Origin of the sequence: Woronichinia naegeliana WA131 (genome assembly GCA_025370055.1) — a bacterium.
Taxonomy (GTDB): Bacteria; Cyanobacteriota; Cyanobacteriia; order Cyanobacteriales; family Microcystaceae; genus Woronichinia; species Woronichinia naegeliana.
The window spans coordinates 4,403,581-4,425,750 of sequence record CP073041.1 but is presented as its reverse complement, the minus strand read 5'-3'; the positions used below and the strand labels follow the sequence as shown (position 1 = coordinate 4,425,750).

The window sequence follows — 22,170 nt, the reverse complement described above, 5'->3', positions numbered from 1 at the left end:
CCCTAATCCAAAGAGCGATCGCGGATCTGTCGGTTTGGTTGATGACAGTGCGATCTCTCTATTATCAAACATTCTATTTTCGTTTACCCATACCACTGTTTTCCCAATAGCTAGGGGCAATCATTTTTGCTTCTTTTTCATCCAAATAAAAATCATAAATTGTCTCACCTGACAACTCACAACGGAGCGGTTCAATAATTTTAGTAAAAGGATTCCAAATGGCTGTAATCATGCGCTTGGCTTTTTTGCGAGTTAGTTCACACTGCACATGGACTGTGGGCAAATAAATGACCATTGCACTATACAAATTCGCTTCTATCTGCATCGCATAACGTTGTTCCAAATCCGCTAATTTTCTTTCTAATTCTCCTTCAGTGGCGGCTAAACGTAGTTCTTCCTTTTCCTTGGCTTCATCTACTAACTGTTTGGTCATAATTTTCCGATTAATTTCACTGCTAATAGTTCCATAATAGGCTCTTAGTCTTTCTTCATCTCTTGCCTTGGCCCTCGCTAATTTTGCCGACCAATGATGGAGATTTTCAGTAATCATATTACCAGAAATTTTCTCAATAATTGGGGTTAATTCTTCGATAGAAATAATCTGGGGTTGATATTGAGGATCAATAGCAATGCGATCGCTTTGCCAAAGTAATGCGTCCCCAATCTCGACGGGAGCAACCCCTGTTAAACCATTAACAAAAAAAGAAATCATGCCAATTCTTTTCTCATCGGCTTCAGCGGTATAGGCAACATGACACCAAAGATAGGGGGTATTTTGCCGTTTTGCTTCTACAAATTTAATTAAACCATTGTGGGGAATAATTTTTTGCAATACCATTTTGTCAAAGCCACTGTTTTTAAAATGACCCGTGAATTGCACTCCTAAGCTGGCAACTAGGCCTCTAGTTCCTAATAAGTTAGAGAACTTTTGTAATAAGTCTGAATGATAAGTTACAAACAAACTATTAGGATTATCAATCTGGGTAGAAAGGGAAACTTCTTCGGGCAGTTCTAGGGCTTTAGCAATATTTTTAGTGAGTAAAATATTTAAGGTTTGTTCTTCTTCTAATTCAGCAAGACCTCCCTCTAGGGAAACTAAATCGGCGATCGCGGCTAAAATTGGGTCTGTACTCATATTGACAATCTTGTTTTAAATTAGTTTAACCGTAGGGGCGCAAGGCTTGCCATCCGTGTCAACTTAACGTGTAACTCTTGCTAATTAAGGCTTTGGAACCGTTTGATGACGAGCCGTTGAGCCTTATTTCGGAGGATTAGAAACTATAACGCTTGATTAATCGTTGATTGATGATGGGTTAGCATCGCATAATCCATCCTACGATCCTTATTTAGTAAGGCTTTTGGCTTAAGTTGACACCAATGAAGGCTTGTGCCCAAAACCATTTATCCCACATTCCGCAGGTAAGTCAAGAGACAAAGTAGTACTTTTGACATGAAGAGCCAAGAAAGGAAAGAATATGTTTGTGTTTGGAGGTCAAATTAACGATAGTTTGAATGCCGTCAATCTCTAACCAACGGATAAACAGAAAAGACTGAAAGACCCAAAGCAGAGTGGGAATGGCGGTCGGTTTACCCTTTTGATTAGGAATAGTCTGATGGGCAAGAGCCAAAGCCTGTCGTAGGCGACGTTGTGCCAAAGTATAAACCAATAAAGAGACAACCATAATCATCATCAAAGCCATAATGCGTTGAGGATTCTTGAGAAAAAGAGCAGAGGCAAAAAAGAAAGGGTCTTTGAGAAAGCGAAAGCCGCGCTCGGTGTTTTGTTGAGCCTTATATTCAGCCAACATCTGGTCGGGACTCAAAACCTGAGAATCAAGAACATTAGTAGCTAAAATAAAACGTCCAGCCCGTTTAGATGCGGCTTGCAAGCAAGAGGAACCAAGGCTTAATTGCCCAGTTAAGCGGTAATGAAAACCGAGAGGGGTAGCCCCTTGTTTCGGTCTTCCTCCCTTGGCATAGTAAGGAATAGTCTGAACCTCAACTTGACTGAGTTGATGATAAGTCAAGGTTTTTGGCCAGAGTTGAGCCTCAGTAAGAGCATCGGCCTCACAAGCAAAATTCTGTCCACAAAGTTTCTGCCATTCTTTTTTGACAACTTTATCGGCTTTCTCAATTTTTTGACTTATAGCTTTATTATCGGACTGGAGACGTTGAGCACTTTCGACCACAAGCCATCGTTGCTGTTCACCCCCATATTCCGAAGCCCTCACTTGCCAACGATAACCGTCCTGTTCACCCTGCTGCCATTGGTCTTCTGATATACTTGCCAAAGTCTCAGTGGCTTCTTTCAGAGTCAGAGGGACACGACTTAACCATTGAATTGACCTCGCCATGCCCACATTTTCCGCCGTATAAAAAGCTCCATCAATCACCGATAAACCTTCCATATTCAACCTTTCTTGACAGTCTTTGATTATCTGGGGAAACACCTTTTTATCCGATTCATTGCCATCTCCTAATTGCATAAAGAGAGGGACACCACCATCTCCACTACATATCATATTTAACATAAACTGTTTTAGGTCTGGTCGTTTATCTCTGGAATAACCAAATTTTATTTTTATGGCTTTTGTCTGCTCGTCTTCCTCATCTTCTATCCTTTCCTTATACTTCCCTTGTACAGACATTGAGGTTGAGTCTAAATGCTTTGACTTTTGTTCTATTCCAAAGATTGCTGCCGCTTTTAGGACTATTTTCGTGAACCGGTTTTTTACCCCCACTCCAAATACCTTATCCAATGACCTTCCTAGCTTGTCATCATTTAAATCTTCTGCTTTTATTCCTTCTCCTAATAGGTGTTCTAATGCTTTTCCTTTAAAAAATTCACTAAACAAATATAACGGAGCATTGATACATCCTAAGCAGTTTAATATCATTGCTTTTACTATTGTACCTACACTGAGCTTTTCTTGAGGATGAGTTCCCACTTCCTCATCGATAATTTCTACTAAACCCATTTCATCTATAATTCCCGCTACGATTCCTAAGTGGTCGAGGTCTTTAATATTTAGGTTATTCATTTTTACTGTTGATTCTATCTAAGACAAGACTCCATTTTAGAACTTTATTGACATTTTTTATCCTTGCCCGAAATCAATGCACAAGTACCGATACTAGCTCGCGTGAACTAGTGTTCCTCTTCGACAACCTGCGGAATGTGGGATTTATAACAGAAAAACACCTTCATTAGACCTCCTGCGTAAGTGCGGATTGATCCCCCTTGCGGTACGATCAGGGCGGCTCTTTTTAAGGCCACTGGAGAGGCATCTAAACCTGTTACTTTTTGAGATTTTTGAACTAAAAACTGAGTGGCTTGGCCACCACCACAGCAGAGATCGAGTATGCAGGTCTCAGGGTTCAAGGTTAAGCCCTGTAACGGTAATTGATGGAAACGGTTTTCGCCGCCCACACCCAGGGTTGCTAACCGAGAGATGATCGCATATAACCAGGGATATTGATAGCTCCAGATTCTAAAAATCGTTGCCATTGATACAGTCCTTCTTGAATTGTGAGGTTCGTTAGGAAATCTCCTCGCTTTTTCCCCTATAATTGTTACACTTGGTAAAGAATCTGAAAAACTTTCTCATTAATATAAAGCTATGGGTCGTGTTGGGGTATTGCTGCTCAATTTAGGGGGGCCAGAGAAACTTGAGGATGTCCGTCCCTTTCTATTTAATCTCTTTTCCGATCCAGAAATTATTCGGCTTCCTTTTCCCTGGTTGCAAAAACCCCTAGCTTGGCTGATCTCTACTCTACGGGCTAGTAAGTCTCAAGCCAATTACGAACAGATTGGTGGTGGTTCTCCTTTGTTGCAAATTACGGAAGCCCAGGGAGAAGCCTTAGAGCAGCGTCTAACAGAAATTGGTCAGGATGCCAAAATTTATATTGGGATGCGTTATTGGCACCCCTTTACTGAAGAGGCTATTGCCCAGATTAAACGCGATCGCATTCAACGCTTAGTTGTTCTGCCCCTCTATCCTCACTTTTCCATTAGTACTAGTGGTTCTAGTTTTCGGGTGTTGGAAGAAATGTGGAATCAAGATCCAAGCCTCCGTCAAGTGGACTATACCCTTGTACCGTCCTGGTACGACCACCCTGGCTATCTCCGAGCGATGGCAGATTTAATTGCTCAGGAACTTCCCAAATTTCCCCACCCTGACGATGCCCATATTTTCTTTAGTGCTCACGGAGTACCCCAAAGTTATGTAGATGAAGCAGGAGATCCCTACCAACAGGAAATTGAGGCCTGCACTCGTTTGATCATGCAAACCCTCAACCGTCCCAATGCTTATACCCTGGCCTATCAAAGTCGGGTCGGTCCCGTAGAATGGCTCAAACCCTATACAGAAGATGCCCTACAGGAATTAGGAGAACAGGGCATTGAGAATCTCCTCGTGGTTCCCATCAGTTTTGTCTCAGAACATATCGAAACCTTACAGGAAATTGATATCGAGTATCGGGAAGTGGCAGAGGAGGCAGGTATCCATAATTTTCAACGGGTTCCAGCCCTGAATACCCATCCTCTCTTTATTGATGCCCTCGCACAAATGGTGGATTCGGCCTTGGCGAACCCCTCTTGTACCTTTGACTGTGTTGCTCATCCCAAGAAAAATATGAAGATGTATCCCCAGGAGCGTTGGGAATGGGGACTAACGACGGCGGCTGAAGTCTGGAATGGCCGTTTAGCCATGCTGGGTTTTATTGCTTTGTTAATTGAACTGATTAGTGGCCGTGGCCCGCTTCATTTCGTCGGCTTACTCTAGGAAATTGTTACTGCAATTTTTGTGGCTCAGGGTTTGGCTATAAACTGGGTGAAGTTTTATAATCCTAGTGGATTTACATCTTAGGAAGCAGCATGGCCAAAGTAATGATTGTAGGTGCCGGAGGTGTGGGTAGCGTCGTTGCCCATAAGTGTGCTTCCCAGCCTGAGTTTACGGAAATTCTCTTAGCGAGTCGAACCGTCGCAAAATGTGATCAAATTGCGGCCCATATTGGTTCAAACAAAGTGAAAACGGCTGCCCTCAACGCGGATCAGGTGAGCGAAACCGTAGCACTTTTAGAATCTTTTAAACCGGATTTGCTCATTAATGTGGCCTTACCCTATCAGGATTTAGCGTTAATGGATGCTTGTCTGGCGGCAAAAGTTAACTATTTAGATACGGCTAATTACGAACCGCCTGATATCGCTAAGTTTGAATATCATTGGCAGTGGGCCTACCAAGAGCGTTTTAGGGAAGCGGGTTTGACTGCCATTCTCGGTTGTGGGTTCGATCCAGGTGTTACAGGCGTTTTCACGGCCTATGCCCTCAAACATTATTTTGATGAAATTCATTATCTGGATATTGTTGACTGTAATGCAGGGAGTCACGGTCAAGCCTTTGCAACGAATTTTAATCCAGAAATTAATATTCGAGAAATTACGCAAAAAGGTCGTTACTACGAAAATGGTCAATGGATTGAAGTGGAGCCTTTGTCGATTCATCGACCGATTCCCTATCCAGAAATTGGCGAAAAAGAATCTTATTTGCTCTATCACGAAGAGCTGGAATCTTTAGCAAAAAATATTCCTGGTCTGAAAAGAGCCCGTTTTTGGATGACCTTTTCTGAGGCTTATATTACCCATTTACGAGTTCTTGAAGCAGTGGGGATGACTCGCATTGATGAAGTGGAATATAAAGGTCAAAAAATTGTGCCTTTACAGTTTCTAAAAGCAGTTTTACCCGAACCCGCTTCTTTGGCTGAAAATTATTCGGGCCAGACTTCGATTGGTTGTCACATTCAAGGTATTAAAGATGGCAAACTTAAGCAGTATTATGTTTACAATAACTGTGACCATGCCGCTTGTTATCAAGAAGTGGGTTCCCAGGCAATTTCCTATACAACTGGTGTTCCGGCTGCGATCGGAGCTTTGATGCTGATCAAAGGTTTATGGCAAAAGCCAGGGGTTTACAATGTGGAAGAGTTTGATCCCGATCCTTTTATGGAATTACTTGGCCCCTTGGGTTTGCCTTGGCATGAGGTAATTGATCAGCCGTCTCCCTTTGAATAGATTTAAGAATGTTCGTCATCTGAACGCACACAGGCAAGGGGCTTAAGCCCCTTATTATAAAAGCTTTTAGAGAAGAACACATGACCGTTTGTAATATGGTGATCGAGGGCGGTGCGCAGTGCGGTTACATTAGCCCCGATCAAGTTACCAAAGACTCTATCTTTTTCTGTCTTAGGTACTCTATTTCACAGAAATCATCTAAACCAAAATAAAGGCAATTATTTAAATCGCGATCGCCGATTCTCCCTAGAGAGAGCCAAATCTCAAAGTAGTTGCCAGTTGGGAACCTGTCACAGATACTATGAAAGAAGCACGTCTTGAGATTCCAAGAGACAAACTTTCTTCTATCCTGATTACAGTTCTTAAACCACTACCATGAAATTTTTTCGTTCTCTTCTTTCTTTAATACTTGTTCTCGCCACCACCCTCTTGGTTAGCTGTAGTGGCCCCCAGGTAGAAATTCCTACCACCTATTCCCCTGAGAAAATTGCCCAACTTCAGGTCTATGTTCAACCGATTGAAGCAGCACGGGAACAAATGACAACCCTCGGAACCTTACTTTCTGAGCAGAATTGGGTAGATACCATCACTCTCCTGCATGGCCCCCTGGGTCATCTGCGAGCCGATATGTTGGGCTTCTCGCGTTCTCTCTTACCCAAGGATCAGGATGCGGCGACGGAATTAGCCCGTGAGGTCTTTAGTCACCTAGAACGATTAGATGCGACGGCAAAAGAACGTTTAGTTGCTCAGGCGGCAATCCAATACAAAGAAGCTCTGAAAGATTTTGATGCTTTCCTCAATTTAGTCCCAAAAGCGAGTTAGGCTCTGTTTCCTGAATTCCAAGAAATTCACCAGATTGTAGATAGAAGGCTAGGGATAATCGGCTGCTTGATTCCACCCCTAGCTTTTCTTTTGGCAAGCTAACAAATTTCCCCCTAGCAAGCAACTTAGGCGGAATCATAATTATGACTTTCAGCCTTTTTAATCACCGCTAAAACAGCTTGATGTAAATGAGCATTGGCGGTGGCTAAAACTTCGGTAGATTGTGGATTTAAGGGTTGACCTTGCCAATCACTAATGATAGCACCACTGCCTTCAATAATCGGAATCAAGGCACAAAAATCATAGTATTTCATGTCCGATTCTAAGATAATTAAAGGCATTGCTGTCCAGCCCGCCGCCAGCGATAAATAATTATAACAATCTCCTCCAAAAGCGGTACGTTTACAGATTTGCTGAAGTTGATTAGCGATTCTTTGTTGACGAGAGGTGATAAACATTAAGGGTGTCGTTGAGGCGAGACAAGCTTCTGCTAAAGACCAGTGACTTTCCTGAGCGTAATGATTCTCTAGACATTGATTCTGAAACAGACTTTTTGCACCGTGTATTCCTTGCCAACGTTCCAGTGTAATCGGTTGATTGGCAATTCCCAAGAGAGGATTATTTTGGTGATCAATTAGCCCAATTAATGTGCCAAAAATCGGTAAGCCTTTGACAAAAGCAGATGTGCCATCAATGGGATCGATTACCCAGGAATAACCACTTTGGGAAGTTTTGTTTTCTCCTTCCTCTCGAATGACACCATCGTCAGGAAAATCCTGTAATAAACGATCCACCATCACTTGTTCTGCTTCCTGATCGGCAATGGTGACAATGGCAGAACTTTCGCCCAATTTAGTCTCCGCTTGCAGATGCGATCGCCGAAAATAATGACGAATGATTTCACCGGATAAATCAGCCAAAATATGAGCTAATTCTAAACGTTTTTGCACAGAGTAATTAATTAAGCTTGACATTAATATCAGCCTTTTGATGAGTTAAGATAATCCTGTTGAATGGCAGCGATCGCCGTTAATAATTGGTCAGTTTCGGACTCAGTTCCGATCGAAATACGTACATAATCCAAAATACGAGGATGCTTAAAATAACGGACTAATACCTTTTGGGCTTTCAATTGCTGATAAAGATCAAAGGCCCCTATCCATTGGGGAGAGGCGAGGACAAAATTAGCATCGGATGGTAACACCTTAAAGTCTAATTTTTCTAAGGCAAGGGTTAAGCGTTGACGAGTTTGACGAATTTGTTGCCAGATCGGTTTAAAGTCTTCGGTGGCTGCTAAAGCGGCTGTTCCTAAACATTGGGCTAGTCGATCCAAATTATAGGAATCTCGCACCTTATCCATCTCTTGAATGATTTCTGGGGAACTAATACCAAAACCGACCCGCATTCCCGCTAAACTATAACTTTTAGAAAGAGTACGGGATAAAATGACATTATTAAATTCCTGGATAAAATCCCAGTGATCCTGATCAGAAAAGTCAATATAAGCCTCATCAATTAAAACTATGCCTAATGCTTGGGCGCAAGTTTGACGTAAAAATTCTCTGTTTAAATGTTTTCCGACTGGGGCATTAGGAGAAGCTAGAAAAATTATTTTTGCTTGGGGACAAATCACAGGGCCAGTTAACTCAAATTGATCATTAAGCGGGATCTTCTCAATTACGGCTCCATGCACTGCGGCGATCGTTTCGTAGAGAGAATAGGTTAAATCTAAAAAAGCAACGGTTTCACCTGGATCAACAAAGGTTCTGAGGGCAATATTCAGAATATCATCAGAGCCATTTCCCGCTAAAATTTGGGTGGGAGACACCTGAAAAACCTGGGCAGCAGCTTGTCTTAGTTGTGTAGAAACTGGATCAGGATAAAGCCGAACTTTTGCTAATTCGGCCGATAAACTATCAAAAATATTGGCTGGTGGTGGATAGGGATTTTCGTTTGTATTAAGTTTAACGTAATCCGTTGTTTGGGGTTGTTCTCCAGGAACGTAGCCAGGGGTTTGACGAACCGAATCTCGAATTGTTGGCATAAAAATCTAAAAATCTTGAGTTAATCAGTATAACGTTTTTGTCGAGAATTTAGACTCCGCTAATATGAACAACAATTTCTCGATAACGGGAGGTTTGGCGGTGTTCCCAGAGATAAATTCCTTGCCAGGTTCCTAATACTAAACGTCCTTTGGCGATCGGGATTTGTTCTGATGTTTTAGTTAAGGCGGTGCGAATGTGGGCTGGCATATCATCTGTCCCTTCTGTACTATGACGATAGCGACGGGCATCTTCCGGTACGAGTTGGGCAAAAAAGGTGGCCAGATCGGCTAACACATCGGGATCGGCATTTTCCTGAATAATTAGAGAGGCGGAAGTGTGACGAACAAATAAGCTACAAAGCCCCGTTTGAATACCAGACTCTTTGACGATTTCCTGTACTTTAGCCGTAATATCCATCAGGGTTTTTCCTTGACAATGGAGGGCTAAGGTTTTTTGGTGTTGGGCTAACATGAACAAATATTGAGAGAATAAGGGTTAATTGTTGAAAACCTTGTCCTCGCGGCAGTTTTGCTTCCACGATCAGCAATGCTTCTATCCAGTATGGTAAACCTGAAATGGCCCTAGCGTAACTCAAGCAGCAATTTGCACAAACCCAAGCAGTTGGTTTTTATGCGGAAAGATCATGCTAATAAAAGGGACGGATTACCCATTGAGAGATTTATTAATTTTGCTAGACAACAAAATTTATCATTTTTGCAGGAGGATTAAGGAATGACCACTTTACAAGTTAAACCCCGCACAGATTCTTGGGTTTTGGCGACCTGGGATGAATATATTAACCAGTTAAATGATCCAATTTATAAACAGGCCAAGGGCTACTATTATAAAGAACACATGAGGATTGAGATGTCACCCGTTAGTTTTGATCATGGTAATGAAAGCGACCTTGCAAGAATTCAATACGATCATGACTAACAACATACACAACTCGATCTGTCTGGGTTAGACGACGTGACCAAACATTAGCATCTCGATATTTTAAGGGTTCAGGTTTACCGATTCCTTCAAAGGGATTTCGTCGAATTTCTTCCACTAAAGTTAGCAATCGTAGGGCGATTTTTCTATCAGTTTCTACCCAGTATTTGAGGTCAACTAAAAAATTTATATCAAAGACCAGTTCACGTTCTGGTTTAAGCGGGGATTTTTTCGGTTTCGTCAAGTCCGAACTCCTGGCGTAGGGTTTCTAAGGTTTGGGGTTGATTGCTTCTGGCTTTGGCTCGTTTAAGGGAATCGAGAAGGCGATCGGCATTTTCCTGAGAACTGAACAAATAGGCAGTTTCTAGGAGGCTATTAAGTTCGGCGGTAGGGATCAGAGAAACACTTTCGCGCCCTTCCTGTTGAATTTCTACGGGTTGTCGAGTAGCGATCGCCTGTTCACAAAGTTGTTCAAAGGTTTGATTGAGGTTAAGGGTTGTTTTCATAGGAGTTTGATTGTGACGTTGCTTCTTAATGATAACTAAAATATACGGTCTTACTTTGGGTCATTTCTAAAATCTTGATTTTAGGCAACACCGTAATTAGTATAAGGTCGTTTATAGGGAGGATGCAACCCTAAAATAATATCGGTGGGAGGAACCCCTTTTTCGACTAATTCTTGACCGAGATCGGCTTCTGTCATGTTGTGTTGAATCCAGATTTTTTCGTCTTTAATATCCAGGTGAATATAGCAAGCGTAAATGCGATTTAATTCTTGCCAACCTAGATCGAGAAGTTGATAGTGATCGTGTTCGGTATCAAAAATGAGTTGACATTCAATATTGGGTTCATTGGTAGTGGCATGGGCAGAGAGTAATTCGCGTACAATTTGGCGATATTTAGCTAGTTTTTCCATGTGATAATCTCCTCTATATTGGGGTCGTAGGCTAGGATTTTCAAGTCATACTGTTCAATGACCGCTTGGGTAAAACGTTCCTGAAAAAAGGTGTTAAAAATATCAATTGGAACTGCTAAATAAAGAATGCGATCAGATTCTGTCATTTGCAAGGCAAGGCGATAATTGAGAAACTGACCGAGGGCATTATGGAAATCATTAATCGTGGAAGGATTGATAAAGCTTTTAACTTCTACTGCTATCTTTTGTCCATTTTTTTCAGCAGCAAATACTTTTTCGGCTCCTAAATCAATTTTAAGTTTAACGCGATCAATCCGAATAGTTAAGGGATCGTTAGTAATTGTCCAGCCATCTTTTATTAAGGCTTGTTTAACTGCTTGATGAAATAAATCTTTTGCCATTTTTTAGCTTAATATCTTTATAGTTATAGTTGTAGTCGTGGTTATGTACTAAAATTAATGCCAAGTAAGTTGCCATCGTCATTATCAGTTAATGTGCATTTAACAAAAGAATTAAAATCGAATTCTGGTGAAAATTCTCCATTGGGAATCATGTCAGAATTAAACATACAAATATAGGTAAAGCCTAGCTTTTGTGATTCTTTGGCTGCTAATTCAATCGCTAAAGCAATTTGCCTTTCATCAACTCCATCAAAAATTGTACTATCATGAATAAGAATATTTGGCGAAGGTACACGTTGTGACCAAAGCTGTGCAAGCATCAGATCATAGCAAAAGATTTTCATTTTGCTAATTCCTTCGCTTTGACCTCGTGGAATATCTACTTTAAATTGAAAGCCATTTCTATCAAGATCAATTGCAAGAGTTCCAGGTGCATCATAAAGAGCTTGTGAGTTTTCATTAAATAGAGTAATTGCCCGTTCTGCTTGAACATGACGCTCTTCATAATCTCGGCGGGTTTTCTGCTTTAATAGCTCTTTTTTTATTCTTAAGGCAATTTTTCCTTCTTCTACTTTCCGTAATTCTTCAATACGGCGATTTATATCATTAAGGTTAGAGCGAGTCTCTAAATACAACTCTTGAAGCCTTGTATATTCATCTAAAGCTCCATGAGTTTGCAATATTTGAAGTCTATCAGCTCGCTGATTAGTTTTAAAATGAATCATCCTATCTAAATCAATAATAGTTCGTTCAAGACGATCAACTTCATTAGATAAAAATTTACGACGATTTTTAATAATTTGGTTATGAAAAATTTTTACATCTTCAAGGCGACGAACTACTAAACCAGGAAGTTCTATTCCAACGCTTTCGTATAATCGAATTAACTCATTAGGCGACGGTTCCTGTTCCTGTTCAATACTAGATTTATAGAAAGTTAATAGTTGACGATTAAATAAGTTTTCGTTGGTAATTTCGTGAATTTGATTAGTTAATTTATTTACTTCTTGTTGTAACTCTTCATATTGGGGATGAACACGAAAATTGCCGAGTGCATTACCCTTTCTTGATAGTTCTTGTTCAAGTCTAATCTTAGTTGCTTCCAAATCACCAAGAGAACCGAAAATTCTTGTCACCACACCAGTATTATTACTATTTTTTAATTGTTTAAGACTATCAAGAAGTTTTTCTTCTTCTTGAAGTTGTTGCCAATCCCTAGCATCTTCCCATGCCAATCCTAACAAAAAAGTATTATAAACTTGTTTCATCCAAGCTGATTGCTTTGGAAAAAATTCAAATGGTGTGGAAAAAGAATCTTTTCCTGGTCGAATAAAATATGAGATCAGACTACGAAACGTAGGAACAAATTTTCTTTCTTCACTAATTGAAAGATTAAACACTAAAAAACCAAGAACAGTTTTCCAATCATCAATTCTAAAAATGGTTTCTCCATCTTCAACACTTGCTCTGACAGGCCATTCACTGACATCTCCTCGTTGAATGATAACTTTTGATGGATCATCTATACCTCTAACGACAACAGTTTCTTGATCTCTCAATGTCAAATTTAGACCAAAAGACCATCCCCTCAATGAAGAGACCGTAAACCCTGCCTTTTTATTAGGATTTGCTCCTAAACAAAAATGAATAATTTCAATTAAAGTTGATTTCCCTACGCCATTACGTGAATCTCTTACACTAGAAGTCTCAGTTCTATCCGCAAGAACTACGTTAAGCCCAGGTGTAAAATAAACGGTTTTAAATGAGTCTTTATTTGCAAAAACGGAATTAATCATGTTTCTCGTTTACGAAGCAACCCTTCTTCCATCTCAATTGCTCCAATTATATATAGAAGGTCAAGGACTAAAATAAATCTCTCAAATGTAGCAACTTCTGGGATGCTAGATACATCGCTCCAAAGAGATGTTACTGTTCTTGGATAATTCAGGTTATCTATGATCGTAGCACCAACAGCCAACAACGAATTACGAGTAGAGATATGTTTTGTTGGTAATATCATGGCTCAAATACATCGCAACTTTCAAAAAAGTAACATAAAATCGCCAGTCCAGCAGCCCGCCAACTAGCATCGGAGCTTTTACAACTTGAAAATTCATGTAAATGTTTAAATAGATCATCACCATAAATACCCGCTTTTCGTAGTCTAATATATTCAGCATTAAGAGTCGCTCTTAACTTTTCTGGTACATCGGGAAAGTTGATTTTCGCATTATTTTCAATTAAATGGCGAACTTCACCCGCACTTGCCATTCCGCAACGTAATAAAAACGCTATGTTGGATGTCAATCCGTTTTTTGACATTTTTTCTTTCGGATTAGTCGGGGGGACAATAGATTGATTGTCAATAATGTCGATTTTTTGTCTTAATAAAGCTGCAATTACAAAATTCATGTCATCATAATTAATATTTGTCATCTTCAGTGCCAAATCTCTCTCTGGTTGCTTTGTTTTCTCTAATGAATCTAAATCATTTTGACACTCATTCATTTTTACTTTAAGACCAGCAATCTTATCTCGTATAGCAGAGCTTTTTCCTGGATCATCCTCAAGAATCAAATTGTGTTCATATTCACGAAGTAACTCCAGAATTTTTTGCAGATTACTTTCAATATCAGATCTACGCTCTTCATGCCAACTCATAAATAAGCCTCATTATTGCGATTTTTTTTGGAAAACTTTGATTCCCAAATTTCCCTCAGATTGCTACTAGTACCCAATGCTAATTCTGCCTCATAATTAAGAATAAAAGGAATTATGGGAATGGTTACTTTAAGAGAATGTTTAGCATCGATTTTTGGATCGTCAATTATTCCCCAAAGAGCTTTACTACTTTCTGGCAAAAGAGGATTTTGACGGTTCATATACTTTAGTGTATTTCTAATTTCAAGCAGTACTGAATCAATATCATCTTTAGAAAATTTGTCTTTATCTACCGCTTCTAAAGATGCGCTTATTTGTAATAATTGTGATTCGTCTAGCTTCTCTGTAAAGGGTAACAAAAGTATTTGTTCTTGCTGATCAAAATATGATAATAATACTTGATTCAGTTGAGATTGATTATCTAAAAGCAAATCTATTTTATTGTCAATAATCTCTATTTTATTGTCAATAATCTGCAATTGGCTGGTAATAGTTTGAGTTTGTAAGAACTGTTCATTAGTTAGTTGAGACTGTAATTCTGTCAATTCACTTTCAAAATTCAGTTTTTGTTGTTTTAACTCTTCTATACGGCGACGATACCTACTTCTTACTCCAGGATCATTGTTATCAAATAACTCAATCTCATATTGATTAAGCAATTCTAGAATTTTCCTGATGTTTGCCTCTAGGTGTTGTAATCTTAGGCTCAAAACGGAAGAGATCATAAAAATTTCCTATTTATGTAAAAAAATCAAAAAACATAATAATCCTAACTGGTGAGTGCGAAATTCTCTGTCAGACATTTTAACAAAATGCCTAAAAGCCTTGCTTTGAAAGCCTTTCAGCGATTGTGGGTCTTGAAGAGGATGGAAGGGCGTTGGGGGCTGAAACCCTAGTAAACTCCTTGATTTTCCTAGAACTTCGCACTGTCCAGATCCTAATTTTTTTAGTGGATAGCTAGTCTGAAGAAAGGCTTCACATACCAACAGTAAGTTACGAAAGACGATTAGCATTATACAACAATAGAAGCTTGATAACCCAACAGTTGCTTAAATTAAATTGACATTCCCTGGCGATCGCCCCTAACCTCAAAAATCAACCCTTGGGTAATAATCCAAATAACTTAGCCGAACCCGCCAGTAACGCCGCCAAAACCGCCACAGCTACCCCACGATTCAAAAACTCCTGATTATCCAAACGCTTACCAAGCCCATCCACTTTCGCGCTCAACGTCTTAATATCTCCCGATAACCGTTCATCAAGAGCTTTTATTTCTCCTGATAATCTTTCATCAAGAGCCTTAATATCTCCCGACAACTCAGCCTGTCCCACCTCCAGTTTAGTTAACCGTTGGTTTATCTCCGTTAATTGGCGATCAACTTTCTCGAAACGCGCATCTATCTTATCCTCAATACGGGCGAGGATGTCTTCAATACTATAGGTGACAGTTGCTTTAGGAGTGGTAGTCATAACGGCTTAACCCAACAATAATTTTGATTATAGGCGGATCCGCCCTTGTGCAGAAAAAGAAACTGCGATCGCAACCTTAAATTCTGCTTATAATAAAAATATCAATAATAAGGTGAAAACTCAATTATGACCCACCAAATTCATTCTCAATCAAAACCCCTTAACAATTTACCTTCACATAATTTTGTAACCATGACCAACTTACTCCTTTGACTCTTTCAATGCCCCGCAATGCCCTGTAGAGAAATTCGCTCTAGCAAGAGCCTATCAATTAATTGTTTTGTCTCCTCAGAAACTATCTTCTGACTAGGATTAATAACAAACTGGCGACCCCAGTCTTTACATTGATTTTTGGGCTTACCATGATGAGCAGAACTATTCTTAATAGTGTGATAAGAGCCACAACTGGGGCAAGGCTGTTTAAAATTAGTTTTTGAGGGAGAATATTTCTCTGTTAATTGTTGTTCTACTGTCAATGGGTGCATCCCACTTAAGATAATACATTGACACTCAAAAGAGGAGAGTGATTGAGATAAGCACATCGTAGCCGAAGAATACGAGAAACATTATGAAGATGCCAACGTGCTCCCGACAATTTAACCCTAGCTCCCACCTGTTTAATCTTAGACTCCACATCACCAGAACCAATCACAATACCAAGCTGTTGATAGTATTGGTAATCAGGGATACGCTGATAATGCTTCGTCAAATAGGCTTGAAAATTCTTTGCCCTCTTGCTTTTGACTCCATCAAACGCATCTATTGCCTTGTTCACAAAACCCCGCCACAGTAAATGCTCCACTGCTTCTAGCCGTTTGAGAGAGCCACCCACTTTGAACAGATTCTCCTTGAGATGATACCAATCCAACACCTCTCGTCGTATCAGCCACGATTGAGTGGCGAAACTCTCTACCGCATTCCAGATTGCGGGATGACCATCTCCCAAAAAGGTCACTATTGGGGACAAAGGTTGAACATTGCTCCAATTCTTTAAGCCCTCTGGGTCTTGGAAAAAGGCTTCACAGACATTGCCATGAAGACTCACCAGTTTATAATCTCGCCACTGTCCCCCTTCCTTCTCCTCGCCCCGCAGACAAATCTTTCCCCCATCTATACTGACCCCCGCACTCTCTGACTGAGCTTGAGCTAAGGGCAGTTCTGTCCGTTCTACCAAGCGATGTAAACTGCTATGTCCTACTTTTATCCCCATCAACTCCTCTATATCTTCTTCTGCTTGTTGGTAGGATGTTTTCGCACTGGCTCTTAGACAGCATTTCTCTAAACCTGGACTTAAGACGATTTTTGGCGACACCTTTAGTTTTCTGGCTTGTTTTTGGCTTATTTCCACTTCTCCGACTAGGGTTTTGATTTTTCGCTTGTTTCCAGACCGTTTTTTTCCCCCTTCTGAAAAAAAAACTCCCCCATTGTTGGCCCCACAATTTCTAACATCTGGGTTCTGACTTCTACTTCGATGCTTCCAAAGTCCTTCTGTTTCTCTGGTTCCGTATATTTGCGCAGGATACGGGCTGATTCGGTGAGATGCTGTTTTAACAGTGCTTTTTCTTCTGGGGGAATCGGTAACATACTTTTTTCGCTCATCAGTTTTTTTCCATTTTACCCCAGATTCTATGTACTACTTTATCCGGGATGTACCCCTTTTTACTTTTTGTCTTCTGAAGTAGAGTAGAAAGATTCATTACCAAAAAGTTCATCGCAATTACCGTTTCCGAGGTCTCAGGTAGTTTGGCCATCACTCGACCAAGACTAAATTTCCTCTTTCCCTGTCCGAATTTACCCTCAATGGCATTACGCACTCTTTCATCTGAGCGTGCCTCTTTCTTTTTTTCTTTGCTCACCTCTTTCGGCGGTCTTCCCAATCGGGGACCACTCATTCTTATATCCCTTTCTTTACAATAAGCTCGATTCGCTTTTGTTCGATAGATTTTATCCACATGAACCGATTCCGGATAACATCCTGTTTCCCTTTTATATTCTTCTATTCGCGCTTGTAAATCTCCCGATTCGTTGTAATTATCCCAACTTAATTTGTCTAAGAAGACAAAGCCATTCACATTACTTGCCGATATTTTAGCTCCAAACTCTACTGCTTTTCCCGCTTTTCCACGCACTATTGGACGCACGTGAGGTTGGCTTACACTCACAATTCTGTTTTCTACTTTATTTGTCTTTTTTTCATACATTTCTAACTGTTGCTCATACACTTTTCCTATCGTTACAAGCTCTTCTTGCTCTTTTTTCGTTAGTTTTTCTAACTTTGCTCCCTCTTCTATCATTTTTTCTATATCAGACAAGTTTCTTTTTATATATCCTAGTTGTTTTTTTGTTCCTTTTCTTCTTTCTTTTTTTGACACACGACGTTTTTTTGCTATGGCTAAGTACTCTTTTCTTGCCACTTCCCTATAAGTCCTCGGCTTTTCTTTCCTTTTCTCTTTTATTTCTTCATACAGCTTATCTATTATTTTTTCTGTTTTTTCTCTGGCATCATTCAATATTCCTATATCCGTTGGATATTTTATATCTGCTGGTGTACAAGTCGCATCTAACAATAACTTTCCTTCATTTTCTTTTTTTTCTGACGCTACACCCGTCGCTTTTTTTCTATTTCTTTATTAATTTTATTTATTAATTCCATTCCTATTTTTTTACGAAAATGAACCATCATTGACGCATTAAATGCTTCTTTGCTACTATAGCTTTCCATTCCTATAAAGTACTGTAAATAAGGGTTCTCTTTTATTTGTTCTACTGTTTCTCTGTCACTTTTTCCTGAAATTTCTTTGATAATTAATGCTCCTAATGCCATTCTAAATGATTTGGCTGGGGCTCCTTTTTTTTCTGTGAAGTTTTTTGCATATTCGTAATTAGTCACAGCAATAAGTGGGGCTTAATTCTCATTAAGCCCCAAAAATACTAGAGAGGAAGAAAGTCATCAATGGAAGGAGGAGAAAGACCAGAGGAAGATAAAATAAGAGATAACTGTTCGACCGCACTTTTACCTTGAAGTCTCATGGTTTCAAGAAAACTAAACATCATGGCAACAAGTTGTCCGCCCCAATGACTTCTAGCACCGCCACTAACCTTACGATGAATAACAACAGGACGCAAGGCTCTCTCGGCATCATTGTTATCAGGTTTAACTTCAGGAAAAGTAAGAAAAGTAAACCAATCATGCCAATAACGTCGAAAGCGATTAGATAACAATTGGGAATCACTTGCCCATCCCGTGGGCGGCGGATTATCCAGAACCTCTTGAAGTTGAGCTTCAACTAGGGGTCGCTGTTGTTGTAAAGCTTCTAAGCTCAGTTTGCCTTGATGATAATCTCGATGGGATTGACGAGCTTGCTCTAGAATAGGAAAAACTCTCTGAGCAAAAAGTTTATTTTCAGAAAAGTGGGAAGTTTCCAAGGCCTTCAATTCCCGCCCAATATGAGCCAGACATTTCTGTTTATGCTGGGCATTTTGGCGATGGTAAGCCCCCCAACAGTCCGTACTGAGAAGCCCATGAAAATCTTTACCTAATAGGGAATGAACCTCATCGGAACTCCGGCTGGGAGCCAGAAACAAAACACAAACAGAGGAGGAAGTAGCCACCCACATCCAATAGTTAACCCCATTGACGCGATAGCTGGTTTCGTCCACACAACGGACTCCAGGCTCCTGTATGTAAGTCCACCACTGTTCATAACTAGGATACAAGCTTTCGCAAAACCATCGGTGCATTTTAGCTAAACTCCCTTGAGACAGAGGAATGCCAAAGACCGTTTCTACCAAGTATCGTTGTTTTAGCCAAGTCAAATTTCCCCCATATCCCAGCCATCCCACTAAGCTGGATAAGGTTGCACCGTAGCTAAAATCTTCACGACATCCCAAAGGAAGTGGGGCATAACCTTCCCAATCACATTTTGAGCATTGATACTTTTCCCTAACATATTCCCTTACCTCTACTGGTTTACTGACTAATTGGGTGCGACCTTTAGTTGATAAAAGCTGTTGTAATCAGGGTTCTACAGGGAACCCATATTGATCAAGTTTTGCCCAAAATTGACTCCATCGTTCCTTGGTCAATACCAAAGCTCGTAGGCTCAAAATAATTCCTGCTCCTTTTTCCTTCCATCGCATCCCTGAAGGGTGCGACCTTTAGTTGATAAAAGCTGTTGTAATCAGGGTTCTACAGGGAACCCATATTGATCAAGTTTTGCCCAAAATTGACTCCATCGTTCCTTGGTCAATACCAAAGCTCGTAGGCTCAAAATAATTCCTGCTCCTTTTTCCTTCCATCGCATCCCTGAACAACATAATCGTTGTTTGACCAACGTCTTACAAGCTGCTTCCGTAACACCTGAACCAATCGGATACTTTTTCTCTATGTATTCAGCATAATCCATTTGATGCTGATGATTCTCGTAATAAGTAATCGCCGCTTGTAGTTTCTCGGTAAGATTCTTAGAATGACTTTTTTCTTCTTTGACTTCTTTCATCAGATTTAGCAGTTCTCCTGCTTTTCCTTTTTCATGCTTGAGTTCTCGACAATTTTCAGTCAACCATTCTTTTTGTTTTGACACGGTATTCGGATGCAACGCTTCTGCCAAGGCACCTAAGTAACCAGAGGCATGATAGAAATCTAATATCTGTTCTTCCGTTTGCTTTTCTAAAAACTTCCAATTTGATTCTGCCCCGTCTGCTATCCCGACCAATGTTGCCTCTGGATAACGGTTTTTCGCTCGCTCAATTTCTCTTTCTAATCTTTCTAGAAAACTCTTTTTTCCATACTCTGGTGCCGCACCTAGATAGATTGTATGTTGACGTTCGCCTTCACTATCGTATAGGGAAACGGTTCCCACCATTGCTTCACGGTAGCCATCCTCACACATCAGCATACAGGTTCCATCTAATCCTATTCCCACTGTTGCAATTTGGCTATCCTCCTTGGGCGGGGCATAACTCCACGCTTCTTCTTTTGCCTGTACCACACTTCCTACTGCTTCACTCAATCTTTGGATATAGGATAGCGCTACTTTTCTACCATGATTTTCTAATAAATCATTTTTCACCTCTTTGCCTGCCATCCCTGACATTTTTGAGGATACCTGTTTTGCCAATAATGGCGTTGATGTTATGATTATCCTTGCTTCTCTTTCTAAGGGGCAATACGTTTTTCCTCAAAGGTGAACGCTGATATACATGACGATTCACTATAACCTCACCATAAGGTGTTTGATATTCTTTCGGTTGCTCTCCCTTACTCTTCCAGATTTCTTCACCGATTTTTAAGGGTGAACCATCTGTATCTAAATATTTCAAGGCTTCTTTGCTGGCGATGCAACCTACTTCGTTTAAGCCTTTTTGAATATTTATTTCTGTATCCAACATTGAACGACTGAGTTCTAATGTTAGTTCTATTTTTATCTTTGAACCCTCTACATTAATTAGTTTTGCTGTCATCATTGTTTCCTCTTTGTCACTTTTCATCTCATGTTAACACTTTTCTTTTCCTTCATCAACTAAAGGTCGCACCCCATCCCTGAACAACATAATCGTTGTTTGACCAACGTCTTACAAGCTGCTTCCGTAACACCTGAACCAATCGGATACTTTTTCTCTAAGTATTCAGCATAATCCATTTGATGCTGATGATTCTCGTAATAAGTAATCGCCGCTTGTAGTTTCTCGGTAAGATTCTTAGAATGACTTTTTTCTTCTTTGACTTCTTTCATCAGATTTAGCAGTTCTCCTGCTTTTCCTTTTTCATGCTTGAGTTCTCGACAATTTTCAGTCAACCATTCTTTTTGTTTTGACACGGTATTCGGATGCAACGCTTCTGCCAAGGCACCTAAGTAACCAGAGGCATGATAGAAATCTAATATCTGTTCTTCCGTTTGCTTTTCTAAAAACTTCCAATTTGATTCTGCCCCGTCTGCTATCCCGACCAATGTTGCCTCTGGATAACGGTTTTTCGCTCGCTCAATTTCTCTTTCTAATCTTTCTAGAAAACTCTTTTTTCCATACTCTGGTGCCGCACCTAGATAGATTGTAGGTTGACGTTCGCCTTCACTATCGTATAGGGAAACGGTTCCCACCATTGCTTCACGGTAGCCATCCTCACACATCAGCATACAGGTTCCATCTAATCCTATTCCCACTGTTGCAATTTGGCTATCCTCCTTGGGCGGGGCATAACTCCACGCTTCTTCTTTTGCCTGTACCACACTTCCTACTGCTTCACTCAATCTTTGGATATAGGATAGCGCTACTTTTCTACCATGATTTTCTAATAAATCATTTTTCACCTCTTTGCCTGCCATCCCTGACATTTTTGAGGATACCTGTTTTGCCAATAATGGCGTTGATGTTATGATTATCCTTGCTTCTCTTTCTAAGGGGCAATACGTTTTTCCTCAAAGGTGAACGCTGATATACATGACGATTCACTATAACCTCACCATAAGGTGTTTGATATTCTTTCGGTTGCTCTCCCTTACTCTTCCAGATTTCTTCACCGATTTTTAAGGGTGAACCATCTGTATCTAAATATTTCAAGGCTTCTTTGCTGGCGATGCAACCTACTTCGTTTAAGCCTTTTTGAATATTTATTTCTGTATCCAACATTGAACGACTGAGTTCTAATGTTAGTTCTATTTTTATCTTTGAACCCTCTACATTAATTAGTTTTGCTGTCATCATTGTTTCCTCTTTGTCACTTTTCATCTCATGTTAACACTTTTCTTTTCCTTCATCAACTAAAGGTCACACCCGACTAATTCAGCTATTTGATTTTTTTTGATGATAGTCTCCTTTTGCTTTTCCACTGACGCACCACATTTTGGGCAT

General features: G+C 40.1%; 21 protein-coding genes and 5 pseudogenes. 4 read left to right on the top strand and 22 right to left on the bottom strand.

The genetic code is table 11. From position 1 onward, the window contains the following. Window positions 1–73 precede the first annotated feature (73 nt). The 3 genes and pseudogenes from KA717_22300 to KA717_22290 form a co-directional block, all read right to left on the bottom strand. Entirely contained in the window at window positions 74–1,135 is a 1,062-nt protein-coding gene (locus KA717_22300) for a hypothetical protein (GenBank protein ID UXE58744.1), read from the bottom strand. Between the two features lie 289 nt (window positions 1,136–1,424). Then, the gene (locus KA717_22295; protein ID UXE58743.1) at window positions 1,425–3,041 is read right to left on the bottom strand and encodes an IS1634 family transposase; all 1,617 of its coding nucleotides are present in this window, start codon (window positions 3,039–3,041) and stop codon (window positions 1,425–1,427) included. A 200-nt stretch (window positions 3,042–3,241) separates the two neighbouring features. After that, window positions 3,242–3,508: pseudogene (locus KA717_22290) on the bottom strand (class I SAM-dependent methyltransferase). A 112-nt stretch (window positions 3,509–3,620) separates the two neighbouring features. Between KA717_22290 and hemH the strand changes: the two are divergent. The 3 genes from hemH (at window position 3,621) to psbQ (ending at window position 6,892) form a co-directional block, all read left to right on the top strand. Further along, entirely contained in the window at window positions 3,621–4,784 is a 1,164-nt protein-coding gene (gene hemH, locus KA717_22285) for a ferrochelatase (protein ID UXE58742.1), read from the top strand. 92 nt (window positions 4,785–4,876) lie between these two features. After that, on the top strand, window positions 4,877–6,070 hold the full coding sequence (locus tag KA717_22280) for a saccharopine dehydrogenase family protein (protein ID UXE58741.1): 1,194 nt from the start codon (window positions 4,877–4,879) through the stop codon (window positions 6,068–6,070). Between the two features lie 375 nt (window positions 6,071–6,445). Next, window positions 6,446–6,892 carry a photosystem II protein PsbQ gene (gene psbQ / locus KA717_22275; GenBank protein ID UXE58740.1) on the top strand — a complete coding sequence of 149 codons (447 nt, stop codon included), beginning with the start codon at window positions 6,446–6,448 and terminating at the stop codon, window positions 6,890–6,892. A 125-nt stretch (window positions 6,893–7,017) separates the two neighbouring features. Here the strand turns inward: psbQ and KA717_22270 are convergent, their stop codons facing one another. Genes KA717_22270 through KA717_22260 form a run of 3 tightly spaced genes read right to left on the bottom strand, consistent with a single transcriptional unit; the run spans window position 7,018 to window position 9,408 of the window. Further along, the gene (locus tag KA717_22270; protein ID UXE58739.1) at window positions 7,018–7,866 is read right to left on the bottom strand and encodes an inositol monophosphatase family protein; all 849 of its coding nucleotides are present in this window, start codon (window positions 7,864–7,866) and stop codon (window positions 7,018–7,020) included. A gap of 5 nt (window positions 7,867–7,871) precedes the next feature. Further along, window positions 7,872–8,936: a histidinol-phosphate transaminase gene (gene hisC / locus KA717_22265; GenBank protein UXE58738.1), complete on the bottom strand. Its 1,065-nt coding sequence runs from the start codon at window positions 8,934–8,936 to the stop codon at window positions 7,872–7,874. 49 nt (window positions 8,937–8,985) lie between these two features. Further along, window positions 8,986–9,408, bottom strand: coding sequence for a secondary thiamine-phosphate synthase enzyme YjbQ (locus tag KA717_22260; protein UXE58737.1), 423 nt, complete (start codon window positions 9,406–9,408; stop codon window positions 8,986–8,988). 261 nt (window positions 9,409–9,669) lie between these two features. On the opposite strand from KA717_22260, the gene KA717_22255 reads away from it, so the two are divergent. Beyond that, a complete protein-coding gene (locus KA717_22255; protein ID UXE64934.1) occupies window positions 9,670–9,873 on the top strand; it encodes a hypothetical protein in 204 nt (67 codons plus the stop codon). Here KA717_22255 and KA717_22250 read toward each other — a convergent pair. The 16 genes and pseudogenes from KA717_22250 to KA717_22175 all read right to left on the bottom strand — a co-directional run bounded on the left by KA717_22250 (window position 9,815) and on the right by KA717_22175 (window position 22,047). Continuing rightward, window positions 9,815–10,117, bottom strand: coding sequence for a Txe/YoeB family addiction module toxin (locus tag KA717_22250; protein ID UXE58736.1), 303 nt, complete (start codon window positions 10,115–10,117; stop codon window positions 9,815–9,817). The two genes, KA717_22255 and KA717_22250, sit on opposite strands and share 59 nt — an antisense overlap. Next, a complete protein-coding gene (locus tag KA717_22245) occupies window positions 10,089–10,379 on the bottom strand; it encodes a type II toxin-antitoxin system Phd/YefM family antitoxin (protein ID UXE58735.1) in 291 nt (96 codons plus the stop codon). The genes KA717_22250 and KA717_22245 overlap by 29 nt, the downstream gene beginning before the upstream one ends. Before the next feature lie 80 nt (window positions 10,380–10,459). Next, window positions 10,460–10,789 (bottom strand): XisI protein, encoded by a 330-nt coding sequence (locus KA717_22240; GenBank protein ID UXE58734.1) that lies wholly within the window; start codon window positions 10,787–10,789, stop codon window positions 10,460–10,462. Continuing rightward, window positions 10,777–11,190: a XisH family protein gene (locus KA717_22235; GenBank protein UXE58733.1), complete on the bottom strand. Its 414-nt coding sequence runs from the start codon at window positions 11,188–11,190 to the stop codon at window positions 10,777–10,779. The genes KA717_22240 and KA717_22235 overlap by 13 nt, the downstream gene beginning before the upstream one ends. A 41-nt stretch (window positions 11,191–11,231) precedes the next feature. Further along, entirely contained in the window at window positions 11,232–12,986 is a 1,755-nt protein-coding gene (locus KA717_22230; protein ID UXE58732.1) for a DUF2326 domain-containing protein, read from the bottom strand. Window positions 12,987–13,206: 220 nt separating this feature from the next. Further along, window positions 13,207–13,851: a hypothetical protein gene (locus tag KA717_22225; GenBank protein ID UXE58731.1), complete on the bottom strand. Its 645-nt coding sequence runs from the start codon at window positions 13,849–13,851 to the stop codon at window positions 13,207–13,209. Beyond that, window positions 13,848–14,576 (bottom strand): hypothetical protein, encoded by a 729-nt coding sequence (locus KA717_22220; protein ID UXE58730.1) that lies wholly within the window; start codon window positions 14,574–14,576, stop codon window positions 13,848–13,850. Before KA717_22220 ends, KA717_22225 begins: the two co-directional genes overlap by 4 nt. Before the next feature lie 370 nt (window positions 14,577–14,946). Beyond that, window positions 14,947–15,321: a DUF4164 domain-containing protein gene (locus tag KA717_22215; GenBank protein UXE58729.1), complete on the bottom strand. Its 375-nt coding sequence runs from the start codon at window positions 15,319–15,321 to the stop codon at window positions 14,947–14,949. 227 nt (window positions 15,322–15,548) lie between these two features. Next, window positions 15,549–15,707 (bottom strand): annotated as a pseudogene (locus KA717_22210) (IS1 family transposase). Between the two features lie 104 nt (window positions 15,708–15,811). Beyond that, window positions 15,812–16,690: an ISKra4 family transposase gene (locus KA717_22205; GenBank protein UXE64752.1), complete on the bottom strand. Its 879-nt coding sequence runs from the start codon at window positions 16,688–16,690 to the stop codon at window positions 15,812–15,814. Beyond that, window positions 16,678–16,920 carry a hypothetical protein gene (locus KA717_22200; GenBank protein ID UXE58728.1) on the bottom strand — a complete coding sequence of 81 codons (243 nt, stop codon included), beginning with the start codon at window positions 16,918–16,920 and terminating at the stop codon, window positions 16,678–16,680. The genes KA717_22205 and KA717_22200 overlap by 13 nt, the downstream gene beginning before the upstream one ends. Next, window positions 16,920–18,205: pseudogene (locus tag KA717_22195) on the bottom strand (IS5 family transposase). The gene KA717_22200 and the pseudogene KA717_22195 overlap by 1 nt, the downstream one beginning before the upstream one ends. Before the next feature lie 47 nt (window positions 18,206–18,252). After that, window positions 18,253–19,305 (bottom strand): annotated as a pseudogene (locus KA717_22190) (IS66 family transposase). 197 nt (window positions 19,306–19,502) lie between these two features. Beyond that, window positions 19,503–20,784 (bottom strand): annotated as a pseudogene (locus KA717_22185) (ISKra4 family transposase). A gap of 59 nt (window positions 20,785–20,843) precedes the next feature. Next, complete coding sequence (locus KA717_22180) at window positions 20,844–21,653, bottom strand: hypothetical protein (GenBank protein UXE58727.1); 810 nt, start codon at window positions 21,651–21,653, stop codon at window positions 20,844–20,846. After that, complete coding sequence (locus KA717_22175) at window positions 21,619–22,047, bottom strand: hypothetical protein (protein UXE58726.1); 429 nt, start codon at window positions 22,045–22,047, stop codon at window positions 21,619–21,621. Before KA717_22175 ends, KA717_22180 begins: the two co-directional genes overlap by 35 nt. Window positions 22,048–22,170 lie beyond the last annotated feature (123 nt).